The following is an 18,817-nucleotide window of genomic DNA, read 5'->3' on the forward strand; positions in this document are numbered from 1 at the left end:
GGGGTTGCGGGCGATCTTGTGTCGAGGTCGTCCGCGTGGTGGACGGGGGTTGCGCGGGGCGGGCGGGACGGGCGCGGGCGGGTGTTGTGCCTGGTGCGCGCGGTACGGCGGGGTGGTCGGGGCGCGGTGGCGGTGGCGGGGAAACCACCCGTTGGAGGTCATCCGGTCGTGGGAACCCATCCGGTCGGCGACCCCGCACCGGCGGGCAGCCGTCCCAGTCGACCCCTATTAACGGCTGCCGACCGAACGGCCGTCACCCGCAGGAGGCATTTACCGGGCGAGCGGGACGTCGATAGCTTGTGAATTCCCCGCAATCGCCCGGCATTCCGGAGGGCGATTGGAAAAAAAGTTTGGGATGTGCATGAAGAAGAGCACCTGGCCGATCAGGGCGGCCATCGCCGCCCTGCTCCTCCCCGCCACGGCGGTGGCCGCGCCCACCGCATCGGCCGAGAGCGCCACGCCGGACCGGATCACCTCGTCGGGGCTGTCCGCGCGGTCCCCGGAGCTGTCCGCCTCGGCCACGAGCACCGTCACCAACGGCCCCTGGTCGTGCACGCTCACCGCGAGCAACCCGAACCGCTGGTTCGGCGGATCGGGTGGCGGTGAGCAGGGCATCGGCAGCGTGAGCTGCACCGGAGGCGTGGTGATGCCCGCGATCTACGTCGCGGTCGGCCTGTACCGCAACGGCTCGCTGATCGCGTCGGACCAGCTGGAGAAGGCCAACTCGATCGTCGTCAACCGGGTGGCCTCCGCCTCGCCGCACGTCTCGGCGGCCTACGAGACCGGCGCGCTGGGCGCGGTCCTGTGGCCGGACAACACCATCACGGAGATCCCCCAGATCTACAGCATCGTCGTCCGCACCTGATCCACCGGGGGCGGGCCTCGGAAATCACCGACGCCCGCCCCGCAGGCTCACCGGAAGAGCCCTCGAGGAATTCCACTAATTCCTCCGCCGCTAATTCCCCACCTCCAGCGCCGCCATCGCCACCGACGGGTACCGGTCGCCCCGAGCCGCGCCCCTGGGCACCGCCCGCTCGATCGCCGCCAGCTCCGCCCCGGTCAGCTCCAGCTCCGCCGCGGGCAGCGCCTCCGCCAGCCGCTCCCGCGTCCGGGCCCCCACCAGCGGCACGACGTCGTCGCTGCGGGACGCCACCCAGGCGATCACCAGCTGCGCCACCGTGCACCCCCTCTCCCCCGCCACCGCGCGCAGCGCCTCCACCAGCCCGAGGTTGTGCTCCACGTTCCCCGCGCCGAACCGGGGCGAGCGCGCCCGGTGGTCCCCCGCCGTCACCCGCGACGCGTCCCAGTGGCCCGAGATCAGCCCCCGCCCCAGCACCCCGTACGCGGTCACCCCGATCCCCAGCTCGCGCAGCACCGGCAGCACCTCGTCCTCCACCGCCCTGGAGATCAGCGAGTACTCGATCTGCAGGTCGGCGACCGGGTGCACCGCGTGCGCCCGGCGGATCGTCCCGGCCCCCACCTCCGACAGCCCCAGGTGCCGCACGTGCCCGGCCTCGACCAGCTCCTTGACCGCCCCGACCGTGTCCTCGACCGGCACGTCCGGGTCCAGCCGCGCGGGCCGGTAGACGTCCACGTGGTCGACGCCCAGCCTGGTGAGCGAGTGCGCCAGGTAGTTCTTCACGGACGACGGCCGCCCGTCGACGCCCAGGAGCCGCGTCCCCGGCCCGATCAGCTGCCCGAACTTCACGCTCAGCACGAACTCCTCGCGCGCTCTCCCCCGCAGCGCCTCGGCCAGCAGCAGCTCGTTGTGCCCCGACCCGTAGAAGTCCCCGGTGTCGATCAGGGTGACGCCCGCGTCCAGCGCGGCGCGCACGGTCGCCAGGCTCTCGGCCCGGTCGGACTCGCCGTACGCCCCGGACATCGCCATGGCGCCCAGCCCCAGCGCGGACACGGCGGGTCCGGTGCGGCCCATCGTTCGGATCTGCATCTCAACGCTCCTCGCAGCTGCGGTTCCCGCCCCGACCCTGCACGGCGGGACGGGCGGGCGGGAGCGGAGAGCTGATCGTGGGAGAGCCGCTCCCTGGCTCGGAGCGCGCGCGGCGACGACCATCGACCGCGTGCACCGGGACCAGCTCGCCGACTTCCTCCGCCGCCGCCGCGAGGCGATCCGACCCGCCGAGGTCGGCCTCGCCGAGGGGCCGCGCCGCCGCACCTCCGGCCTGCGCCGCGAGGAGGTGGCGGCGCTCGCGGGCATGTCCACCGACTACGTCGTGCGCCTGGAGCAGGGCCGCAGCAGCCAGCCGTCGACCCAGCTGCTCGGCGCGCTGGCGCGGGCGCTGCGGCTGTCCGGCGACGAGCGCGACCACCTGTTCCGCCTGGCCGGTCACCAGCCGCCGCCCGCCTCGGGGTCGGCGCGGCAGGCGCGGGCCGGGCTGGCGCGGCTGCTCGACCTGATCGACGGCACCCCCGCGCTGGTGATGTCGGACCTGGGCGAGACGCTGGCGCAGAACCGGGCGGCGGTGCTGCTCATGGGCGACCACAGCGGGTTCACCGGCGACGAGCGCTACCTGCTGCACCGCTGGTTCACCGCACCGGACGCGCTCGCCGCGCACGGCCCCGAGGAGCGCGAGCGGCACTCGCGGAGCCTGGTCGCGGACCTGCGGGCGGCGGTGGGGCGGCGGGTCGGGGCGCCGGACGAGGCGGTGGCGAACCGGCTGGTGGCGCGGCTCGCGCGGGTGAGCGGCGAGTTCCGGCGGCTGTGGGCCGGGCACGAGGTGGCGGTGCGCGCCATGGACGACAAGACGCTCGTGCACCCGGCCGTGGGCAGGCTGGTCATGGACTGCGAGACGCTCGTGACGCCGGACCAGCGGCAGCTGCTGCTCGTGCTCACCCCGGCCGACGCGGAGACCCGCGAGCGGCTGGAGCTGCTGCGCGTGCTGGGCGTGGAGGAGTTCCCCACCGAGCAGGCGCACCTGGCCTGACCTGCGACGCTTGACGGTCCGGCGATCCACCGGCACCCTGGGGGCAGAGGGGAGTACCCACTCCGCCCGTGATCGTCAGTACGGTCGTCCCACGACGCCCCGGTCACGGCGCCACCCCGTCAGGCGGTGGTCGGGGAGACCTCTGGCCCGAACGAGAGCCGGAGGACCCGCCATGCGCGCCGCCACCCGAACCGCCGCCACCCGATTCACCACCGCTGCCGCCGCCGTCACGGCCGTGCTGGCGCTGTCCGCGTGCGGCGCGCTGCAGGAGGCGTCGGACACCGCGGCCTCGGTCGCCGACACCGCGTCCGCCATCCAGGTGTGCACCGACGCGCTCGCCCAGGCGGGCGCCGCGGTCGACACCACGAGCCCCGAGCAGGCCGTGGACCAGGCGCACACCGCCGCCGACAACCTCGGCGACCTGGCGGCGCGCGCGGCGGACACGACGGTCGACGAGGCGATCACCGCGCTGGCGACGACGCTGCGCGAGGTCACCGTGGACGACGTGGTCGTCCGGCCCGCGCAGTGGCTGGAGCTCAAGGCCCAGCAGGTCGCCACGCTCACCAGCGCCTGCGCGTCCTGACCGGGCGCACGAGCGTCCGTCCGGGCCTGGCTCGTCCGCCCCGGCTCGTCCGGGCCCCAGCGGTCCGGCGCGGGCTCACCCCCGGAGGGCGCGCACGAACGCGCCCGCCGCGTCCGAGCGGTCGGGGCGGGTCAGGGCCACGGTCCGCCTGCCCCACACCAGCTCCGGGTCGCGCACCGGCACCCAGGTCACGCCGCGCGGCGCGGTGCCCGCGGCGAGGCCGGGCAGCACCGTGATGCCCAGCCCGGCCTTGACCAGGCCGAACCGGGTCGGCCAGCTGCGCGCCTCGTGCCCGACCACCGGGTCGGCGAGCGTGGGCCACGCCCCGAACTGCGGCTCGCCCTCCTTGCCGACGCCGACGACCCACACCTGGTCGGCGAGCTGCGCCACGTCCACCTCGGACTGCCGGGCGAACGGGTGGTCGTCGGCCACCGCGACGCCCATCCCCCGCTGTCCCGGCACCTGCTCGACCACCAGCCCGGTCAGGTCGTAGTCGGGCAGCCCGTCGCCGACCGCGATCACCGCGACCTCCAGCCGCCCGGCGCGGAGCCTGCGCAGCAGCGCGGGGCTGCCCGCCTCGCCCAGCGACACGGCCAGCGCGGGGTGCGCGGCCCGCAGCCGGGCGACGGCGCTCGGGACCAGCGCGGCGGCGGCCGTGGGGTACGCGCCGACGACCAGCCGCCCGGCGAGCCGGTCGCGCAGCCCGGCGATCTCCAGCTCGGCCGCCTCGACGTGCGCGACGACCTGCCCGGCGTGCCGGAGCAGCGCCTCCCCCGCCGGGGTGGGCCGGACGCCGCGCGCGCCGCGCTCGAACAGCGGGCCGCCCGCAGCCGTCTCCATCGCCCCGACCTGGCGGGACACGGCGGACTGGGTGTAGCCGAGCACCTCGGCGGCGGCGGTGAACGACCCGCGCCGCGCGACCTCGACCACCACGCGCAGCCCCAGCAGGGTCATCCCGGACATGGTGGTCAGTATGCGCGGGGCTGCTCGGCGTCGGCCGCGAACGCCGCCTCCCTGCGCGCCTCGAACGCCGCCAGCCGCTCCCGGACCGCCCCGGTGACCAGTTCGTGCGCGTCGGAGTTGAGCAGCAGCCGCAGCGGCGGGTCGTCGGACAGCGCGGCCTCGATCACCGCGTGCGCCACCCCGGACTGGCTGCCCGGCATCCGCTCCACCGGCAGCGGCTCCTGGTCGGCGACCCCGCCCCGGTACGGCTCGCTGGCCGGGACCCTGGTGGCCGCGTCGTAGAACGAGGTCCGCACCATGCCCGGCTCGACCAGGACGGTCCTGATCCCGAACGGCTCGACCTCGCGCGCCAGCGCCTCGAAGTAGCCCTCCACGCCCCACTTGGTGGCGTGGTAGATCGCGAAGCCGGGGAACGTGAGGTGCCCGCCCATGCTGGACAGCTGCACGAGCGTCCCGCCGCCCTGCGCCCGCAGCACGGGGACGGCGCGCCGGGCGAGCTGGATCGACGCGGTCAGGTTGGTGGCGATGGCGTCCTCCACCTGCTGATCGCTCAGGTCCTCGGCCGCGCCGAACACCCCGTGGCCCGCGTTGGACACGACGACGTCGAGCCGCCCCAGCTCGGCGACGGCCTCGGCGAGCGCGCGCTCGACCTCGGCGGTGTCGGTGACGTCCAGCCGACGCCGCCACAGCCGGTCGCCGTGGCGCTCGGCGAGGTCGTCCAACCGCTTCGGCGCGCGCAGGGTCGCGGCGACCCGGTCCCCGCGCGCCAGCACGCGCTCGACCAGCTCCCGGCCGATGCCCCTGGACGACCCGGTGACGAACCACGTGGTCATGTCAGCACCCCTCTGCTCCGGCTATGACGACCCCACCGACGCTAACGACGCCCAGCCATGCGCACCAGCGATGATCGAGCACACAAGCCATGCGGAACACGCACACCTCGGCGCGGCGGGCACGTGGCCTGCCTCTCCCCGCGGGCAATCCGGTCGGCCTCCCGCCCCGCGAGTGCGATACTCGTGATCATGGGGCAGTCGGGGGCGGATTCGAGCGTGCACTTCCTGCTGTCCGAAGTGGACCCGGACCTCGCGGCGGCCGTGGCGCGGCGGATCGACCTGCCCCCGGACGAGCCCGCGCGCCACCCGAGGAGCTGGTACGTCCCCGGGCTGCGCTCCTCGTTCCTGTGGCAGCTGGAGAACGACGACCCGCAGACGAACCGCGAGGTGGCGCACACCTTCCCGGACGACGCCCTGCGCCGCCGGGTGCGGGCGGGCGCGCCGTTCGGCCGGGCGACCGGGCCGCTGCCGGTGGTCGACTGCTGCCGGAACTGCGAGCCCGCGCCGCTGCCGCCCGGCGCGGAGACCACCGAGGGCGTGATCGCGCTGCTGCGCGCCGTGACGAGCATGGCGCAGGGCAACCGCGCGGCGGACGCGCTGGCGTGGGACGGCTGGGACGCCGTCGTGGCGGCCGATCGCGCGGAGCCGCTGCCCGGTTACGCGAAGTGGGGGCTGGCGAACCGGATCGACTGCCCGCACGAGGTCCGCCTCGGCCTGGCCACCCACCGCAAGCACCTGACGCGCCTGCGGAGGGCGGGGCTGGTGCGCGACGCGGGCGAGTACGCGACGGAGTTCCCGCACGCCTTCCGCGTGCTCAAGGCGCTCAACGACGGCAGGTGGGCGGTCCCGCACCGCGCGGCCGAGGCCGCCGCCGCGCTGGGGCCGCTGGTGCGCGCGGAGCTGGGCGGGGACCTGGAGGCGTGGTCGGTGCTGGCGCAGCTGCTGCCCACGTTCGCGGGCGCCCTCCCGGAGCTGCTGCGCACCTGCGGCGCGATCACGCGGGTCTGACGCGTGTCGGAGCACTCGGCGCGGCGGCACGTCGTGGACCTGGCCGACCGCAGGGCATTGCTGGCGTGGAACCCGGCGGACCCGGAGGTGGTGGCGGAGGCGGGCAGGCTCAAGGACGCGGCCCTGCTGGACTTCGGGCTGACCGGGTCGCCGGTGGCGTCGTGGCTGTTCGCCAAGTGCCGCCACCAGGTGCCGACCACGGCCGTGCCGACGGCGGCGGTCGTGGCGTCCGGCGACGGGTCCTGCTTGTTGTTGTACAACCCTGGGTTCTTCGTGGCGCTGGGGTTGGACGGCGTGAAGTTCGTGCTGTTCCACGAGGCCAGGCACCTGGTGCACCGGCACCTGTTCGTCGAGCCGGAGCTGGCCGGGGACCCGGTGTTCACCCTCGCCGCCGAGGTGGCGATCAACCACGTGGCGCTGATCCGGTTGGGGCGGGACGGTCTGCCCGAGGTGGACGGCCGACCGGTCGGGGTCGACCCGGGGGCGGTGCACGAGCGCTACCGCGCGGACCTGGCCGAGCGCGGCCTGGAACCGCTGGACTACCGGGCCTTCGCGGTCACCGACCTCGGGATCTACCGCGAGCTCAAGCGGATGGCCGTGCCGGTCGAGCCCGCGCCGCTGTGCGTGCACCAGGGCGAGGAGTTCACGCCGCTGGACCAGGGCTCGGTGGACGCGCTGGCCTCGTCGGCGCTGCTGAACGCGCTGCTGTCCGCCCGCAGGGGCAACCGGTCCGCCGAGTCGGAGGTGTCGGGGCTGGTGCGGCGCACCGACGGCACCTCGGACAGCGCGAGCCGCCGCTGGGCGGGGTTGGGCGCGGCGGGGCAGGCGCGCGCCAGGACGTCGAACCGGGAGGTCACCGACTGGTGGCAGCGCTGGCTGGTCGGGGTGCTGGGCTCGCTGCTGAGCCCCGGTGAGCGGCTGGTGTACCCGCGCAAGCGCGGCGCGGTGCTGGCCGCCCTCGGGCACGACCCGGTGCTGGCGCGGGTGGGCCCGGTGCGGGAGCGGTCGGTGGTGATCGCGCTCGACGCGTCGGGCTCGCTGGTGGACGGCGCGGTGGCGTGGATGGCGGACCTGGTGGGGCGGATCGACGGCGCGCGGGTGCGGTGGCTCTCCTTCGACACGGTCGTCATGCCGTTCGCGCCGGGGCAGGCGGTGCGCGGCGGTGGCGGGACCGACTTCCAGGCCGTGGTGGACCACGTCGAGGGAAGGTCCGCTGTGGACGGTGCCGCTTCCGGCGGCGCCGGGTTCGACGAGGTGGTGGACGCGGTGATCGTGCTGACCGACGGCTTCGCCCCGCCCGTGACCCCCGCCGAGCCGGACAAGTGGATCTGGTTGATCACCCCGGACGGGGACGACTGGCCGGACGCGCACCGGCCGCGGATGGCGTGCCACCGGGTCCGGCCGGTGCCGCGGACGGGACAGCGGACGTGAGCAGCACCTGGCGCCCCAGCGCGACCTGCCCCGAGCCGCCGCCGCGCGGCACCGGGTCGAGGCTGGCCGACTTCATCGACGCCATGATCGCCACCGGGCAGACCGGGCAGGTGTTCGGCCCGCACGGCATCGGCAAGACGTCGACGTTCACCTCGCACCTGGCCGAGGCGCACCCGGACAAGGCGCTGGTGGTCGTGCCCGCCGCGAACCTCACCCCGGACGACCTGCTGGTGAACGCGCCGGTGCGGGACGCGGCGACCGGCGAGCTGGTGCTGCGGCAGCTGGTCATGGGCCAGCTCAAGCCGGGAAGGCCGTTCGTGCTGCTGATCGACGACTCGCTGCAGGCCGGGCCGTCGATCCAGGCGCAGCTGATGCAGGTGGCGTGCGACTGGACGCTCGGCGAGCACGACCTGCGCGCGCTGGGCTGCGTCGGGGTCTTCCTGACCGACAACGAGGACCTGGCCGAGACGGGCGCGCGGCGCGACGACCTGGCGGTGCTGGACCGCATGGTGACGGTGCGGGTCGGCGCGGACGACACGGCCTGGCGGGTGCGGCTGGCCGAGCGGTTCCGGGAGTGGGACCTGCGCGGGGTGTTCGACGTGTGGTCCTCGCTGGGCCCTGCGCTGCGGGAGGCGCTGGCGCCGCGCACCGTGGAGCACGTGCTGGCCAACGCGCGCGAGGGCTTCCCGCTGAGCTGGGGGCTGCCGCTGGTGAACGGCGAGCGGATGGCGCTGGTGGAGCGGCTCCCGGAGGGGCGGGACGAGGACCGCACCACCGAGGTGCTGGACCGGATCGCCGACGCGCTGGGCGTGCCGAACCCGTCCACTGTGGACGACCCGGTGCGGCGGGTGCTGCGGGCGGCGCTGCGCAACCGGTGGGCGGTGCTGCTGCAGGGGCCGCCGGGGTGCGGGAAGACCGCGCTGGTGCGGGAGGTCGTGCGGGCGGAGCTGGGGCGCGAGCCGGTGTACTTCTCCATGCCGGTGACCAGCGTGGAGGACCTGTGCGTGCCGGTGCCGACGGCGGACGGGTCGCTGGAGTCGCTGCTGGCCGTGCGGTTCGCGGACACCGGGCCGAAGGCGGTGGTGTGGGACGAGTACAACCGGCCCAAGGACCGGTCGGCGTTCGCGCGGCTGATGGAGATCACGCAGGAGTGGTCGCTGGCCGGGCGGCCGATCGAGGGGCTGCGCGCGCAGGTCGCGATCCAGAACCCGCCGTACCACCTGGGGCGCAAGCTGCACGTGTCGCGCAACAACATCGCGCAGGCGAGCCGGTTCACCGCCTCGCTGGTCGTGGAGCCGGGGGACGTGCCCGCGAACGAGTGGCTGATCGCGCGGTACGGGACGACTGCGGAGACCGTGCTGGACTGGTGGAAGCACGACCTGGACGACGACGCGCGGGGGTGGGTGACCAAGCGGACCGTCGAGCGGCTGGTGAAGCTGCGCCTGCACGGGCTTCCGCTGGAGCAGGCGCTGATCTACCTGGGGGACGGGGAGTACGCGCCGGTGCCCCTGGAGGCACTGGAGGACCGGTTCGAGCGCCGGCGGGCGGTGACCGGGCTCGGGGACCTGGCGCGGCGGGTCGGCGACTGGGAGGGGCGGTTGCGGCGGGCGCTGGAGTCCTCGGACGAGGGGGACGACGACAGCGACGTGGTGCACCGGGTGCTGGCGAACGCGGAGGTGTCGCAGCTGCGCAGGCACCGGAAGTCGGTGGCGCGGCTGGTCGCGCTGCTGCCGCCGAAGCTGCGCGCCACGTACCTGGTGGGGGCCTCGCACGAGCGGCAGCGGTTCTGGGTCGAGGTGTTCACCTCGTTGCCGCGGAAGGGGTAGCGGGTGCCGCGCGAGGGTTAGCGGGTGCCGCGGAAGGGGTGGCGGGTGCCGCGCGAGGGGTGGTGGGCGGCTACCAGGCGGCTTCGCGGTAGTCCTTGAGGAAGACGCCGGAGACCGGGTCGCCCGCCTCGCCCCGGACGATCGGGTCGTAGACGCGGGCGGCGCCGTCGACCACGTCCAGCGGGGTGCGGAAGCCCTGCCGCGCCAGGTGCTCCTTCTTGGGCGCGGGGTTCTCGTCGGTGACCCAGCCGGTGTCGACGGCGCACATGTGCACGCCCTGGCGGGCGAGGTCGGGGCCGCTGGTGCGGGTGAGCATGTTCAGCGCGGCCTTGGCCATGTTGGTGTGCGGGTGGCCGGAGGTCTTGTTGCGGACCTCGAAGCGGCCCTCCACGGCGGTGACGTTGACGACGTAGCGGCGCGGGGCCGGTGAGGCGAGCAGGAGCGGCAGCAGGCGGTCGCACAGCAGGGCGGGGGCGAAGGCGTTGACGAGCTGGGTCTCCAGGACCTCGGCGGGGTCCAGCTCCCCGAGGCGCGCGGACCAGGAGTTCGCGGGCGCGGTGTCCGGGACCAGGCCCGCCTCGTCCAGCCGGACCGGGGTGGCGCGGTCGGCCAGCACCAGCTCCAGCGCGGCCCGGCCCCGGTCGGCCGGGAGCGCGGCGCGGTAGCCGGGGGCGAGCCGGACGCCGGGCGGCAGCGGGCCGGTCTCGGCGGCGGTGAGCGGGGCGTACGCCTCGGGCGGGCGGCGGACGGTCTGCGCGGCGTTGTTGATCAGGATGTCGAGCGGGGCGCCGTCCGAGCGCAGCTCCTGGCACAGGCCGAGCACCTGGCGCGGGTCGCGCAGGTCGACGCCGACGACGGTGAGGCGGTGCAGCCAGTCGGCGCTTCCCTCGGCCTGGGCGAAGCGGCGGGCGGCGTCGCGGGGGAAGCGGGTGGTGACGACCAGGTCGGCGCCGTCGCGCAGCAGCATCAGGGCGAGCTGGAAGCCGATCTTGACGCGACCGCCGGTGAGCAGCGCGCGGCGGCCGGTGAGGTCGGTGGAGGCGGTGCGGCGGCGGGTGTTGTCGGCGGCGCAGTCGGGGCACAGCAGGTGGTAGAAGGCGTCGGCGAGGCGGTAGGGCCGCTTGCAGACGTAACAGCGGCGGGACCGGTGCAGCGGGCGCGGTTCGGCGTCCGGGACGGCGGGCAGCGGGGCGTCCTCCCGGCGGTCGGCGGCGCCGGTGGCGGTGGTGGCGCTGGTCCGCGCGTCGGCGGCGGCGTGGCGGGCGCCCCTGGCCCTGCGGCGGCGCTGCTTGCCGTCGCGGACCAGGGACTCGGCGGCGCGCTCGGCCCGCAGGCGGGCCGGGTCGTCCTCGGGGAGGGCGCGCAGGCGGGCGAGGGCGGCGTGGAAGGCCGCCTCGTCGAACTCGTCGTGCACCGCGTCCCCGTCTTCCCGCTTCGCGCTTCCCGCGCGTGGAGCTTGGCCTGTCCCGGCGGCGGGATTCGAACCCGCGTGCGCCGCAGTGAGGGTGCGGAGTGACTGCCTCTGCACTACGACCGGGACATTGCCGGTGATGGTAGCCGCCGGGGTGGGGTTCGTCAGGGCCTTTTCGGCTCTTCGGCTCGCGGGGGGATGCCGGGGTGGCGGGATTCGAACCCGCGTCCTCCGCACTGGCGGTGCGGTGCGACTGCCTCTGCGCTACGACCCCGGCACTGCCGGTGATGCTAGTGCGCGCGGCGGGTCGCCGGGACGTCGGGCGGGGTCCGGCCGTTGGGCGTTGGGCGTTGGGCGTCGGCCATTGGGACGTCGGGGCGGCGGGATTCGAACCCGCGTGGTCCCGCCTGCCAGGAGGGAGCGACTGCCTCTGCGCTACGGCCCCGACGTCGCCGCCGATGGTAACCGCACGGCGGGTCGCGGACTGCCCCGGCGGCGGGATTCGAACCCGCGTGTCCCGCCCCGCGCACGGGGTGGCGCGACCGCCTCTGCGCTACGGCCGGGGCATCGGCGGTGATCTTAACCGGGCGGCGGTCCCGGCCGGCCGTCAGATCCGGGCGGAGGAGTTGTGCTCGCGCACGATCCGCCACCCGTCGGCGCCGCGCCGCCACACCAGGGAGGTGGTGGTGCGCAACCGGGAGCGGGTCCCGTCGGCCTGTTCGAGGTCCACTTCGAACACCAGGGTGGAGGAGGCCAGGTCGCCGGACTCCAGCACGTGCGGGCCGGAGACGACGGTGTGGCGGGCCAGGCGCAGGTCCCGGAAGGCCGGTTCCCAGATGGCGCCGTACTCGCGGGCGGTGCGGGCGGTGCGCTGCTCGGGGTCGAAGTCGTCGTAGAGCAGGACCTCGCCCTCGGCGTAGTGGCGGCCCTGGGCGGCGGCGAAGTCGAACGGCGGGTCGTGCGGGGCCCGCTCCCAGCCGAAGACCCAGTCCCGGTGGAGCTGCTCGACGGTGGTCATGGGGGTGACTCCCTTCGGTGGTGGACGGGATCGACGCTAGGTGCGGGTGATCACGCGGACCAGGGTGCGCCGCACCCACCCGGCGGAACGGCGCGGCAGTGGTACGTTCGTACACATGCCGAGGGACTACTTCGCGGGCGACCCCAGGACCAACCGGGAGCGGATGCTCGCGGGCGAGCTGTACATCGCCGACGACCCGGAGAGCGAGCGCATCGCGCGGCGGGCGCTGGCGCTGCTGGAGGAGTACCGGGTGGCGTTCACCGCGAGCCGGGACGAGGAGGCGCGGCGGCTGCTCGCCGAGGTGCTGGGCGAGGTCGGCGAGGGAGTGGTGGTGAAGCCGCCGCTGTTCGTGGACTACGGGGAGAACATCCGGATCGGGGCGCGGACGTTCGTCAACTACAACCTGACGGCGCTGGACGTCGCACCCATCACGATCGGCGAGGACTGCCAGTTCGGACCGGGCGTGCAGCTGCTGACCCCCACGCACCCCGTGGAGCCGGAACCGAGGCGCGACAAGCTGGAGGCGGCGAAGCCGATCACGATCGGGGACAACGTGTGGCTGGGGGGCGGGGTGGTGGTGTGCCCTGGGGTGACGATCGGGGACAACAGCGTGATCGGCGCGGGGGCGGTCGTGACGCGAGACGTGCCACCGAACGCGGTGGCGGTGGGGAACCCGGCGCGGGTGGTGCGGGAGATCGGGGTGGAGGGGTGAGCCGGGTTCCACCAGGTGACACCTAGCGGATGAGCGCGTTGAGGGCGACGAGCGAACCGCCGATAGCGACGACACCCGCGAGAACCGCAGTCGGTGCGTTCCCGTTGGCGAGGAAGGTCAGCGGGCCGACGATGGCCGCGCAGACGAACGACGCCAGGACGATCACCGCGGTGCGCACCTCGACCAAGCCCGTCCCGCCCTCGGTCGAGGCGGCCGAGTCGGGACGCGCGTCGAAGCACGCCCTCGGCGCGCCGTGCGGACAGGTGTCGACACGATCAGAGGACACGGGACGCATCTCCGTTCTTCGGGCCCAGTGGCGATGTCTGACTGACGCACTGGTTCTGCCTCGATCTTGACACACTCAACTTGAGTGGTCCATGCTTTTGAATGTTCCTGAATGAACATGATCGCGCTTTGACCGGTTCGTCCCCACCGGAACTGCGTCTACGGCGTTCGGCGCGTTCACGTACGTTCAGAGCCATTCAGTTCAGCGCAAGGGGGACCCGTGACCACTCCGTCCGAGGCTTCGGCCATCGAGGAGTTCGCGCGGAAGCTGCGAGAGCTGCGCATCGACTGCGGAGAGCCCAGCTACGCGACTATCAGCAGGTTGACCAGGACGGACCAGGAGTCGATCTCGGTCGGCAGCGTGCACACCCTGCTGGCGGGACAGCGCCAGACCAAGCCGGAGATCGTGCGGGCGTTCGTCAGGGCGGTGCTGCGCCACCGCGACGGCGCGGCGCGGCCGGAGCACGCCGGGATCGTGGACGAGTGGTTCGCCCTGTGGCGCGCGACCCGACTGGAGTCGCAGACGAGGACGACGGGGCCCGCCGCCACCCCGCGCGAGACTCCCCCGCCCGCCTCCCCGCAGGCAGGTGACGTCTCAAGCGCCTCCACCGCGCATCGGCCAGGCATCGACCGCGACCAGCTGGTCACGCCTCGCGTGCGCTCTTTCCTGGCGCACCTCGAGGCCGCCTTGGCCTCGACGGACGAGCAGGGCAGGCGATGGGGGAGCGCCAAGTACGGTTGTTACGCGTTCTACGACTACGACGGCGAACCCATCTACGTCGGTCAGACGAACGAGAGGGTGCAGACCAGGGTCCGCCGCCACCTGTCGAACCAGCGCACCGACGCGGTCGCCATGCGCGTCCTGGACGTTCAAGAGGTCGCAGAGCTGGAGCTGTGGCCGCTGTGGGAGCACGAGGACGTGGACCGCACAGGCGAAGCCGCGCACCAGGCCAGGCAGCACCTCGACGCGGTCGAGTCCACGATCTACGAGCGCCTGCTCGCGGAGAGCCGCTTCGGGATGCTGCTCAACGAGAGGGTCCCGGCGACCGCGGAACCGGTCGAACTGCCCGCCTCTCGACGTTTCGCGCTGGTGGACGACTATACCAGGCGGGAGTGGGGATCAGCGGCGGTCCGCATCGCGCGGCGCGCTTCGACCCTGGCCAGGCTCGCGGACACCGCCGTGGAACGCGGCGTGGTCAGTGACGGCCTTCGACGCGCCATCCTGGTCCAGGGCGTTCGGTTGACCCAGCTGGCGGCGTCGGCCTACGCGACCGCGTCGGGGACCAAGGAGCCCGTGGTCCAGCTCCAGGGGCTGGAAGTGCGGGAGGGCATTCCGCTGACCTGAAAGCCTCACCCCCTGCGCGCGGCGGTGGTGACGGCCTCGGCGAACAGCTCCGCCAACCCGATCCCCGCCGCGCCCGCCATCGTCGTGATCACGCTCGTCGGCGCGAACGAGCAGTACAACCCCGCCTCCAGGAACCACGGCCGCCCCTCCGGGTCGATCCGGAAGTCGAACAGGCTGTAGTCGCGGCAGCCCAGCGCCTCGTGGCAGCGCAGCGCCTGCTCCTGCACGGCCGCCGTCACCGGGTCGTCGTGGTCGACGATCCACGAGCGGCCGTCCGCCTTGGCCACCAGGGACAGGGAGCCGCCCCCGTCGTCGGCCAGCTTGTCCGCGCGGGGGCGGACGCCGGACGGGAGCGGGTACTCCTCCAAGGGGAGCGGCGTCGGGACGCCGGATCTGACGAGCACGCCGCAGCGGACCTCGCGGCCCGGTGGCACGTAGCGCTCCACCAAGGCCCTGCGGCGGGGCGAGCAGGCGAACGCCGCGTCCAGGGCCGCGTGGTAGTCGGCGCGGTCGTGCACCAGGGTCAGGCCGTCGGAGTTGTCGGCGTCCACGGGCTTCACCACGAACGGCGGCGGGAGCGGGCAGGGGTCGGCCGAGGTGACCACGCGGCCCTCCGGGACGGGGACGCCCGCCGCCGCCACGACCGCGCGGGTCATCGCCTTGTCCGCGCCCAGCGCCATCACGTCCGGCGGGTTTCCGGGGTACGGCACGCCCAGGGCGTCCAGCAGCGCGCGGTACGTGGTCATGCCGGGCGGGCAGAACAGCTGCGGCACGGCCACGTCCACCGACCGGGATTCGATCAGGCCCAGCGCCTCGGGCAGCCCCAGCCTGGGTGCAGCCGCCAGCGCCTCCGGCGTCAGGTCCGCCGGGAAGCGCCAGCGGCCGTCCGGGGTCACGTGCGCCACCAGGAACTCGTAGCGCGCCGGGTCCGCCGCCGCGCCCAGGCAGCCCCGACCGTACACAGTGGACAGTTCGGCGAAGAACGGGCTCACCGGCGAACCGGTCAGGTGCAGAACACGAAGCACAGGTCAGTCCCCCGAGGGCGCCACCAGCTTGCCGATGTTGAAGTCCACCCGCACCCAGTCCTGCCCGCGCACCAGCGCCCGCAGCAGCAGCAGCGGCACGTGCACGTGGTGCAGCAGCAGGAACGGCAGCGGGTCGGACCAGTCGAAGACCGCCTCCTTGCCGCGCGCCACCACCCGCAGCCGCTCCCGCGCGGTCCCCGGTTCGGACAGGGCCCGCCACAGCTCGTGGAACAGCCAGTACGTCGGCCTGCTCGACGGCAGCGGCCGGATCTGCGGCGCGTCCGGGTCCAGGTAGGCGCGGGCCAGGTCCGGGTGGTCGTGGAACATGGTGATGGCGCTGTGGGTGCGCGGGTTGCACTCGATGGCGAGCGCGCGGCCGTCCGCCGACTCGATGAAGTCGAACGACACCTGCCCGGTCACCCCGGTGGCCTCGGCGAAGGCCCGCACCCAGCGCTCGATCTCCGGCTTGTCCACCATCTCGTAGTTCACCTGGAACGCCGAGGACTCGCAGCACCCGTAGACCACCACCCGGCCGTTCCGGACGGTGCTGTGCGTGCAGTACTCCTTGCCCGCCACGAACTCCTGCAGCACCCACGGGTGCCCGTCCCGGACGTCCTTGCCGCGCAGGAACTCCAGCGTCGCCTCGGGAGTCGGCCTCGGCAGCGGGGTCAGGTCCAGCCGGTTCACCGGGTCGTACGGGATGCTCTTGAGCACGTGCGGCCCGTCCAGCCCCAGGTCGAGCACCTGCTCCGGCGCGGTGATCCGGTGCGAGCGGGGAACCGGGAGGCCCAGCTCGGCGGACAGCTCGGCGAAGCGGTGCTTGTCGTCCAGCAGCTCCACCACCTCCAGCCCGGCGTGCAGCACCTCGCACCGGGTCGCCAGCAGCGGCGCGGCGGCGGCGTCGTGGACGCTGGACGCCGGGCTGCACACCGGCACGAACACGTCCACGCCCTCCCGCTCCACGATCGCGAGGAGCGCCTGCGGGTAGCGGGGGTCGGCCGAGTCCGGCACGACGTGGAACGCGTCGACCGCGCGGGAGAACCGGTGCGCGGTCAGCCGGTAGCGGGCCGTCTCCACCAGCACGACCCGGTGCCCGGCCCGGTGGAACGCGCGCGCCAGGTGCAGCGCCTTGGTCATCTTGCCGCCGGTCAGCAGCACCGTCCTCGGCCGCCTCGGCGTCGCCCGCGCGGGCGATGGCCGGACCGCCGCGCGCAGCGCCGCCACGGCGGTGAGGGCGGCGCTGAACGGCAGGGCCGCGAGGAGCAGCGCGAGCGCGCCCAGGGTCCGGGACACCCGCCCGGACCCCGAACGGCCCGGAACCCGGCCCGGAACCCGTTGCGGGGCGACGGCATCGCTCACGGCTCCCCCGTTCCGGGCGTCACCCTGCGGATCAGGGTGAGCCCGTCGCGCACCGGCACGAGCACCTGCGCCACGTCCGGCCGCTGCGCCACGTGCCGGTTGAACCGGTCCACGGCCGCGCCCACCGCGTCACGGGCGCCGGGCAGGTAGGTCTTGCCCTGCATCAGCGTGTTGTCCACGCACACCAGCCCGTGCGGCGCGAGCAGCCCGCCGTCCAGCACGACCGCGAGGTACTCGGTGTACCCGGCCTTGTCCGCGTCCACGAACACCAGGTCGAACGGCTCGCCGCCCACCAATCCCGCCAGGGTGTCCAGCGCGGGCCCGACCCGCACGTCGACCTTCCGGCCGTGCGGCGAGGCGGAGAACCGCTCGCGGGCGAAGGCCGCCACGTCCGGGTCCAGCTCGCAGGCGACGACGACCCCGTCGTCCGGCAGCTCCTCGGCCATGGCGAGCGCCGAGTAGCCGGTGAACATGCCGATCTCCAGCACCCGCCGCGCCCGCAGCGCCCGCAGCAGGGTCTTGAGCAGCTGCCCCTCGACGTGCCCGGACAGCATCTCCTGCTCCAGCGCGACCCCGCCGCCCCGTCCCCGCCAGTCGTGCTCGGCGGTCCTGGCGGCCAGCTCGCGCAGCGCGGGCGACTCCGGCGTGGTGCACCGACCGGCGTAACCGTCCACTCCGGACGCCAGCTCGGCGGCGGCGGACAGCTCGGCGACGACGTCGGGCGGCAGGTCCGACCGCCCCGCCAACCGGGCCAGGGTGTCGGCCAGCAGCGCCACCGGCGTCACCGGGCGGGGCGCGCCCGGCGCGGACACGGCGCCGGACGCGGAGCCCTTGGTGGGCAACGGGTTCACGCGGCACCGCTCCTGGTGACCCGCACGTCCTCGCCCGCGCCGCCCCTGGGGTAGCGGGCGACCAGCTCGCGGTGCGCGGCGAGCCCGTCCAGCAGCTCGGACTCGGTGAGGTCGTTGACGAAGCAGCACGTCCCGATCGGCCGGGGCATCGCGGCGCGCTGGAGCCCGTCGCGGGTCTGCACGATCGACTCGGTGGCCGCGCGCAGCAGCTCCGGCGTCAGGTGCGGGCTGTCCAGCGACAGGCCGACCTTGCTCAGCAGCCAGAAGATCCGGTCGCGCTCGCTGGTCGCCAGGTAGCCGCGCCGCTCGGCGATCGTGCAGGACAGCGCCATGTCGACGCTGATCGCGTGCCCGTGCAGGTAGGGGGTTTCCGGGGCCAGCTCCAGCGCGGGGCTCCAGGTGTGGCCGAACGCGATCGCCCGGTCCAGGTCCAGCTCCCGCAGGTTCGGCGCCTCCAGCGCCAGCATGGTGCCGATGGCCTCGTGGGTGACCTTGCGGGCGGTCTCGCGCAGCTGCGGGGTGCCGTCGACCGTGCCGAACGCGGTGTGCAGCAGGTCCTCGCCGTACTTCTCCAGCAGCCGGAACACCTCCGCGTTCGCCACCACGGCGATCTTGACCAGCTCGGCCATGCCGTTGCGGACCTGCTCGGTCGGCAGCGTCCCCAGGAACGAGAAGTCGAGCACGACCTCCTTGGACGCGTGGAACGCCCCCAGCCGGTTCTTGGTGCGGCCGTGGTTCACCGCGACCTTGATCGCGACGCTGGCGTCGATGAGCCCGATCAGCGAGGTGGGCACCCGCACGTAGTCGGTGGAGCGGCGGAACACCGCGCACGCGAACCCGGCCACGTCGGTCAGCAGGCCGCCGCCGACCACGAGCACGGGCTCCTTGCGGATCAGCCCGAACTCGCCGAAGGCGTCCACGATCCGCTCGACTGTGCGCAGCGACTTCTGCGTCTCGTCGATGGCCAGCGGGAGCGCGGTGAGCGCGATGCCGTGGTGCTCGAAGTAGGCCCGGATGCGGTCGCCGTGCAGGCGGTGGACGTTGGCGTCGACGATCATCAGGCACCGGCCGTGCGCGCGGTGGTGGTCGGCGATCCGGCTGCTCTCCGGGGAGAACGCCCCGTCCACGTAGGTCAGCAGGTAGTCGCGCTCCTCGACGGCGCGCACCCGGAAGTCGTTCTCCGTGGCGGTGACCGTCGCGGTGAGGTTCGTCGTCATGGCTCGTT

Annotated in this window: 18 protein-coding genes and 4 tRNA genes; 8 read left to right on the forward strand and 14 right to left on the reverse strand. The window is 74.2% G+C overall.

Annotated elements, in window-relative coordinates; genetic code table 11:
* Positions 1–361 precede the first annotated feature (361 nt).
* Positions 362–865, forward strand: a complete 504-nt coding sequence (locus AMIR_RS21125; protein WP_143760830.1) for a hypothetical protein — start codon at positions 362–364, stop codon at positions 863–865.
* Between the two features lie 90 nt (positions 866–955).
* Here AMIR_RS21125 and AMIR_RS21130 read toward each other — a convergent pair whose 3' ends face one another.
* Positions 956–1,948 (reverse strand): aldo/keto reductase, encoded by a 993-nt coding sequence (locus tag AMIR_RS21130; protein ID WP_015802985.1) that lies wholly within the window; start codon positions 1,946–1,948, stop codon positions 956–958.
* A gap of 130 nt (positions 1,949–2,078) precedes the next feature.
* Between AMIR_RS21130 and AMIR_RS21135 the strand changes: the two genes are divergently transcribed.
* Positions 2,079–2,942 (forward strand): helix-turn-helix transcriptional regulator, encoded by an 864-nt coding sequence (locus tag AMIR_RS21135; RefSeq protein ID WP_015802986.1) that lies wholly within the window; start codon positions 2,079–2,081, stop codon positions 2,940–2,942.
* A gap of 172 nt (positions 2,943–3,114) precedes the next feature.
* Entirely contained in the window at positions 3,115–3,525 is a 411-nt protein-coding gene (locus AMIR_RS21140; protein WP_015802987.1) for a bacteriophage spanin2 family protein, read from the forward strand.
* A 75-nt stretch (positions 3,526–3,600) separates the two neighbouring features.
* Here the strand turns inward: AMIR_RS21140 and AMIR_RS21145 are convergent, their stop codons facing one another.
* Both AMIR_RS21145 and AMIR_RS21150 read right to left on the reverse strand, forming a co-directional pair.
* Positions 3,601–4,488 (reverse strand): LysR family transcriptional regulator, encoded by an 888-nt coding sequence (locus AMIR_RS21145; protein WP_015802988.1) that lies wholly within the window; start codon positions 4,486–4,488, stop codon positions 3,601–3,603.
* Positions 4,489–4,493: 5 nt separating this feature from the next.
* Positions 4,494–5,321 (reverse strand): SDR family oxidoreductase, encoded by an 828-nt coding sequence (locus AMIR_RS21150; RefSeq protein ID WP_015802989.1) that lies wholly within the window; start codon positions 5,319–5,321, stop codon positions 4,494–4,496.
* 189 nt (positions 5,322–5,510) lie between these two features.
* On the opposite strand from AMIR_RS21150, the gene AMIR_RS21155 reads away from it, so the two are divergent.
* The 3 genes from AMIR_RS21155 to AMIR_RS21165 are packed head-to-tail and all read left to right on the forward strand — an operon-like array spanning position 5,511 to position 9,586.
* Complete coding sequence (locus tag AMIR_RS21155; RefSeq protein WP_015802990.1) at positions 5,511–6,329, forward strand: hypothetical protein; 819 nt, start codon at positions 5,511–5,513, stop codon at positions 6,327–6,329.
* Between the two features lie 3 nt (positions 6,330–6,332).
* On the forward strand, positions 6,333–7,760 hold the full coding sequence (locus AMIR_RS42850; RefSeq protein WP_015802991.1) for a vWA domain-containing protein: 1,428 nt from the start codon (positions 6,333–6,335) through the stop codon (positions 7,758–7,760).
* Positions 7,757–9,586, forward strand: coding sequence for an ATP-binding protein (locus AMIR_RS21165; protein WP_015802992.1), 1,830 nt, complete (start codon positions 7,757–7,759; stop codon positions 9,584–9,586). Before AMIR_RS42850 ends, AMIR_RS21165 begins: the two co-directional genes overlap by 4 nt.
* A 70-nt stretch (positions 9,587–9,656) precedes the next feature.
* Here AMIR_RS21165 and AMIR_RS21170 read toward each other — a convergent pair whose 3' ends face one another.
* The 6 genes from AMIR_RS21170 to AMIR_RS21195 form a co-directional block, all read right to left on the reverse strand.
* Positions 9,657–11,000 carry an SDR family NAD(P)-dependent oxidoreductase gene (locus AMIR_RS21170; RefSeq protein WP_015802993.1) on the reverse strand — a complete coding sequence of 448 codons (1,344 nt, stop codon included), beginning with the start codon at positions 10,998–11,000 and terminating at the stop codon, positions 9,657–9,659.
* 50 nt (positions 11,001–11,050) lie between these two features.
* Positions 11,051–11,124, reverse strand: a tRNA-Glu gene (locus AMIR_RS21175).
* Between the two features lie 74 nt (positions 11,125–11,198).
* Positions 11,199–11,272 (reverse strand) — tRNA-Gly (locus AMIR_RS21180).
* Positions 11,273–11,369: 97 nt separating this feature from the next.
* A tRNA-Ala gene (locus AMIR_RS21185) sits at positions 11,370–11,443 on the reverse strand.
* A gap of 41 nt (positions 11,444–11,484) precedes the next feature.
* Positions 11,485–11,561, reverse strand: a tRNA-Ala gene (locus tag AMIR_RS21190).
* Positions 11,562–11,604: 43 nt separating this feature from the next.
* Positions 11,605–12,015, reverse strand: coding sequence for a YybH family protein (locus tag AMIR_RS21195; protein ID WP_015802994.1), 411 nt, complete (start codon positions 12,013–12,015; stop codon positions 11,605–11,607).
* Between the two features lie 115 nt (positions 12,016–12,130).
* On the opposite strand from AMIR_RS21195, the gene AMIR_RS21200 reads away from it, so the two are divergent.
* Positions 12,131–12,727: a sugar O-acetyltransferase gene (locus tag AMIR_RS21200; RefSeq protein ID WP_015802995.1), complete on the forward strand. Its 597-nt coding sequence runs from the start codon at positions 12,131–12,133 to the stop codon at positions 12,725–12,727.
* Between the two features lie 22 nt (positions 12,728–12,749).
* On the opposite strand, the gene AMIR_RS21205 is transcribed toward AMIR_RS21200, so the two are convergent.
* On the reverse strand, positions 12,750–13,013 hold the full coding sequence (locus AMIR_RS21205; RefSeq protein ID WP_015802996.1) for a hypothetical protein: 264 nt from the start codon (positions 13,011–13,013) through the stop codon (positions 12,750–12,752).
* 219 nt (positions 13,014–13,232) lie between these two features.
* Between AMIR_RS21205 and AMIR_RS35995 the strand changes: the two genes are divergently transcribed.
* Positions 13,233–14,357, forward strand: coding sequence for a GIY-YIG nuclease family protein (locus AMIR_RS35995; RefSeq protein ID WP_015802997.1), 1,125 nt, complete (start codon positions 13,233–13,235; stop codon positions 14,355–14,357).
* Between the two features lie 5 nt (positions 14,358–14,362).
* On the opposite strand, the gene AMIR_RS21215 is transcribed toward AMIR_RS35995, so the two are convergent.
* The 4 genes from AMIR_RS21215 to AMIR_RS21230 form a co-directional block, all read right to left on the reverse strand.
* Entirely contained in the window at positions 14,363–15,382 is a 1,020-nt protein-coding gene (locus AMIR_RS21215) for a D-alanine--D-alanine ligase family protein (RefSeq protein WP_015802998.1), read from the reverse strand.
* Positions 15,383–15,385: 3 nt separating this feature from the next.
* Positions 15,386–16,675 (reverse strand): ATP-grasp domain-containing protein, encoded by a 1,290-nt coding sequence (locus tag AMIR_RS21220; RefSeq protein WP_015802999.1) that lies wholly within the window; start codon positions 16,673–16,675, stop codon positions 15,386–15,388.
* A 62-nt stretch (positions 16,676–16,737) separates the two neighbouring features.
* Positions 16,738–17,592 carry an O-methyltransferase gene (locus AMIR_RS21225; RefSeq protein WP_015803000.1) on the reverse strand — a complete coding sequence of 285 codons (855 nt, stop codon included), beginning with the start codon at positions 17,590–17,592 and terminating at the stop codon, positions 16,738–16,740.
* A complete protein-coding gene (locus AMIR_RS21230) occupies positions 17,589–18,809 on the reverse strand; it encodes a sedoheptulose 7-phosphate cyclase (RefSeq protein ID WP_015803001.1) in 1,221 nt (406 codons plus the stop codon). Before AMIR_RS21230 ends, AMIR_RS21225 begins: the two co-directional genes overlap by 4 nt.
* Between the last annotated feature and the right edge of the window lie 8 nt (positions 18,810–18,817).

This window comes from Actinosynnema mirum DSM 43827, from assembly GCF_000023245.1.
GTDB lineage: Bacteria > Actinomycetota > Actinomycetes > Mycobacteriales > Pseudonocardiaceae > Actinosynnema > Actinosynnema mirum.

Bases quoted from the DNA above. Each gene is read 5' to 3' on its own strand.
- AMIR_RS21125 (WP_143760830.1), top strand. From the start codon at position 362: ATGAAGAAGAGCACCTGGCCGATCAGGGCGGCCATCGCCGCCCTGCTC.
- AMIR_RS21130 (WP_015802985.1), bottom strand. From the start codon at position 1,948: ATGCAGATCCGAACGATGGGCCGCACCGGACCCGCCGTGTCCGCGCTG.
- AMIR_RS21140 (WP_015802987.1), top strand. From the start codon at position 3,115: ATGCGCGCCGCCACCCGAACCGCCGCCACCCGATTCACCACCGCTGCC.
- AMIR_RS21145 (WP_015802988.1), bottom strand. From the start codon at position 4,488: ATGTCCGGGATGACCCTGCTGGGGCTGCGCGTGGTGGTCGAGGTCGCG.
- AMIR_RS21150 (WP_015802989.1), bottom strand. From the start codon at position 5,321: ATGACCACGTGGTTCGTCACCGGGTCGTCCAGGGGCATCGGCCGGGAG.
- AMIR_RS21155 (WP_015802990.1), top strand. From the start codon at position 5,511: ATGGGGCAGTCGGGGGCGGATTCGAGCGTGCACTTCCTGCTGTCCGAA.
- AMIR_RS21195 (WP_015802994.1), bottom strand. From the start codon at position 12,015: ATGACCACCGTCGAGCAGCTCCACCGGGACTGGGTCTTCGGCTGGGAG.
- AMIR_RS21200 (WP_015802995.1), top strand. From the start codon at position 12,131: ATGCCGAGGGACTACTTCGCGGGCGACCCCAGGACCAACCGGGAGCGG.
- AMIR_RS21230 (WP_015803001.1), bottom strand. From the start codon at position 18,809: ATGACGACGAACCTCACCGCGACGGTCACCGCCACGGAGAACGACTTC.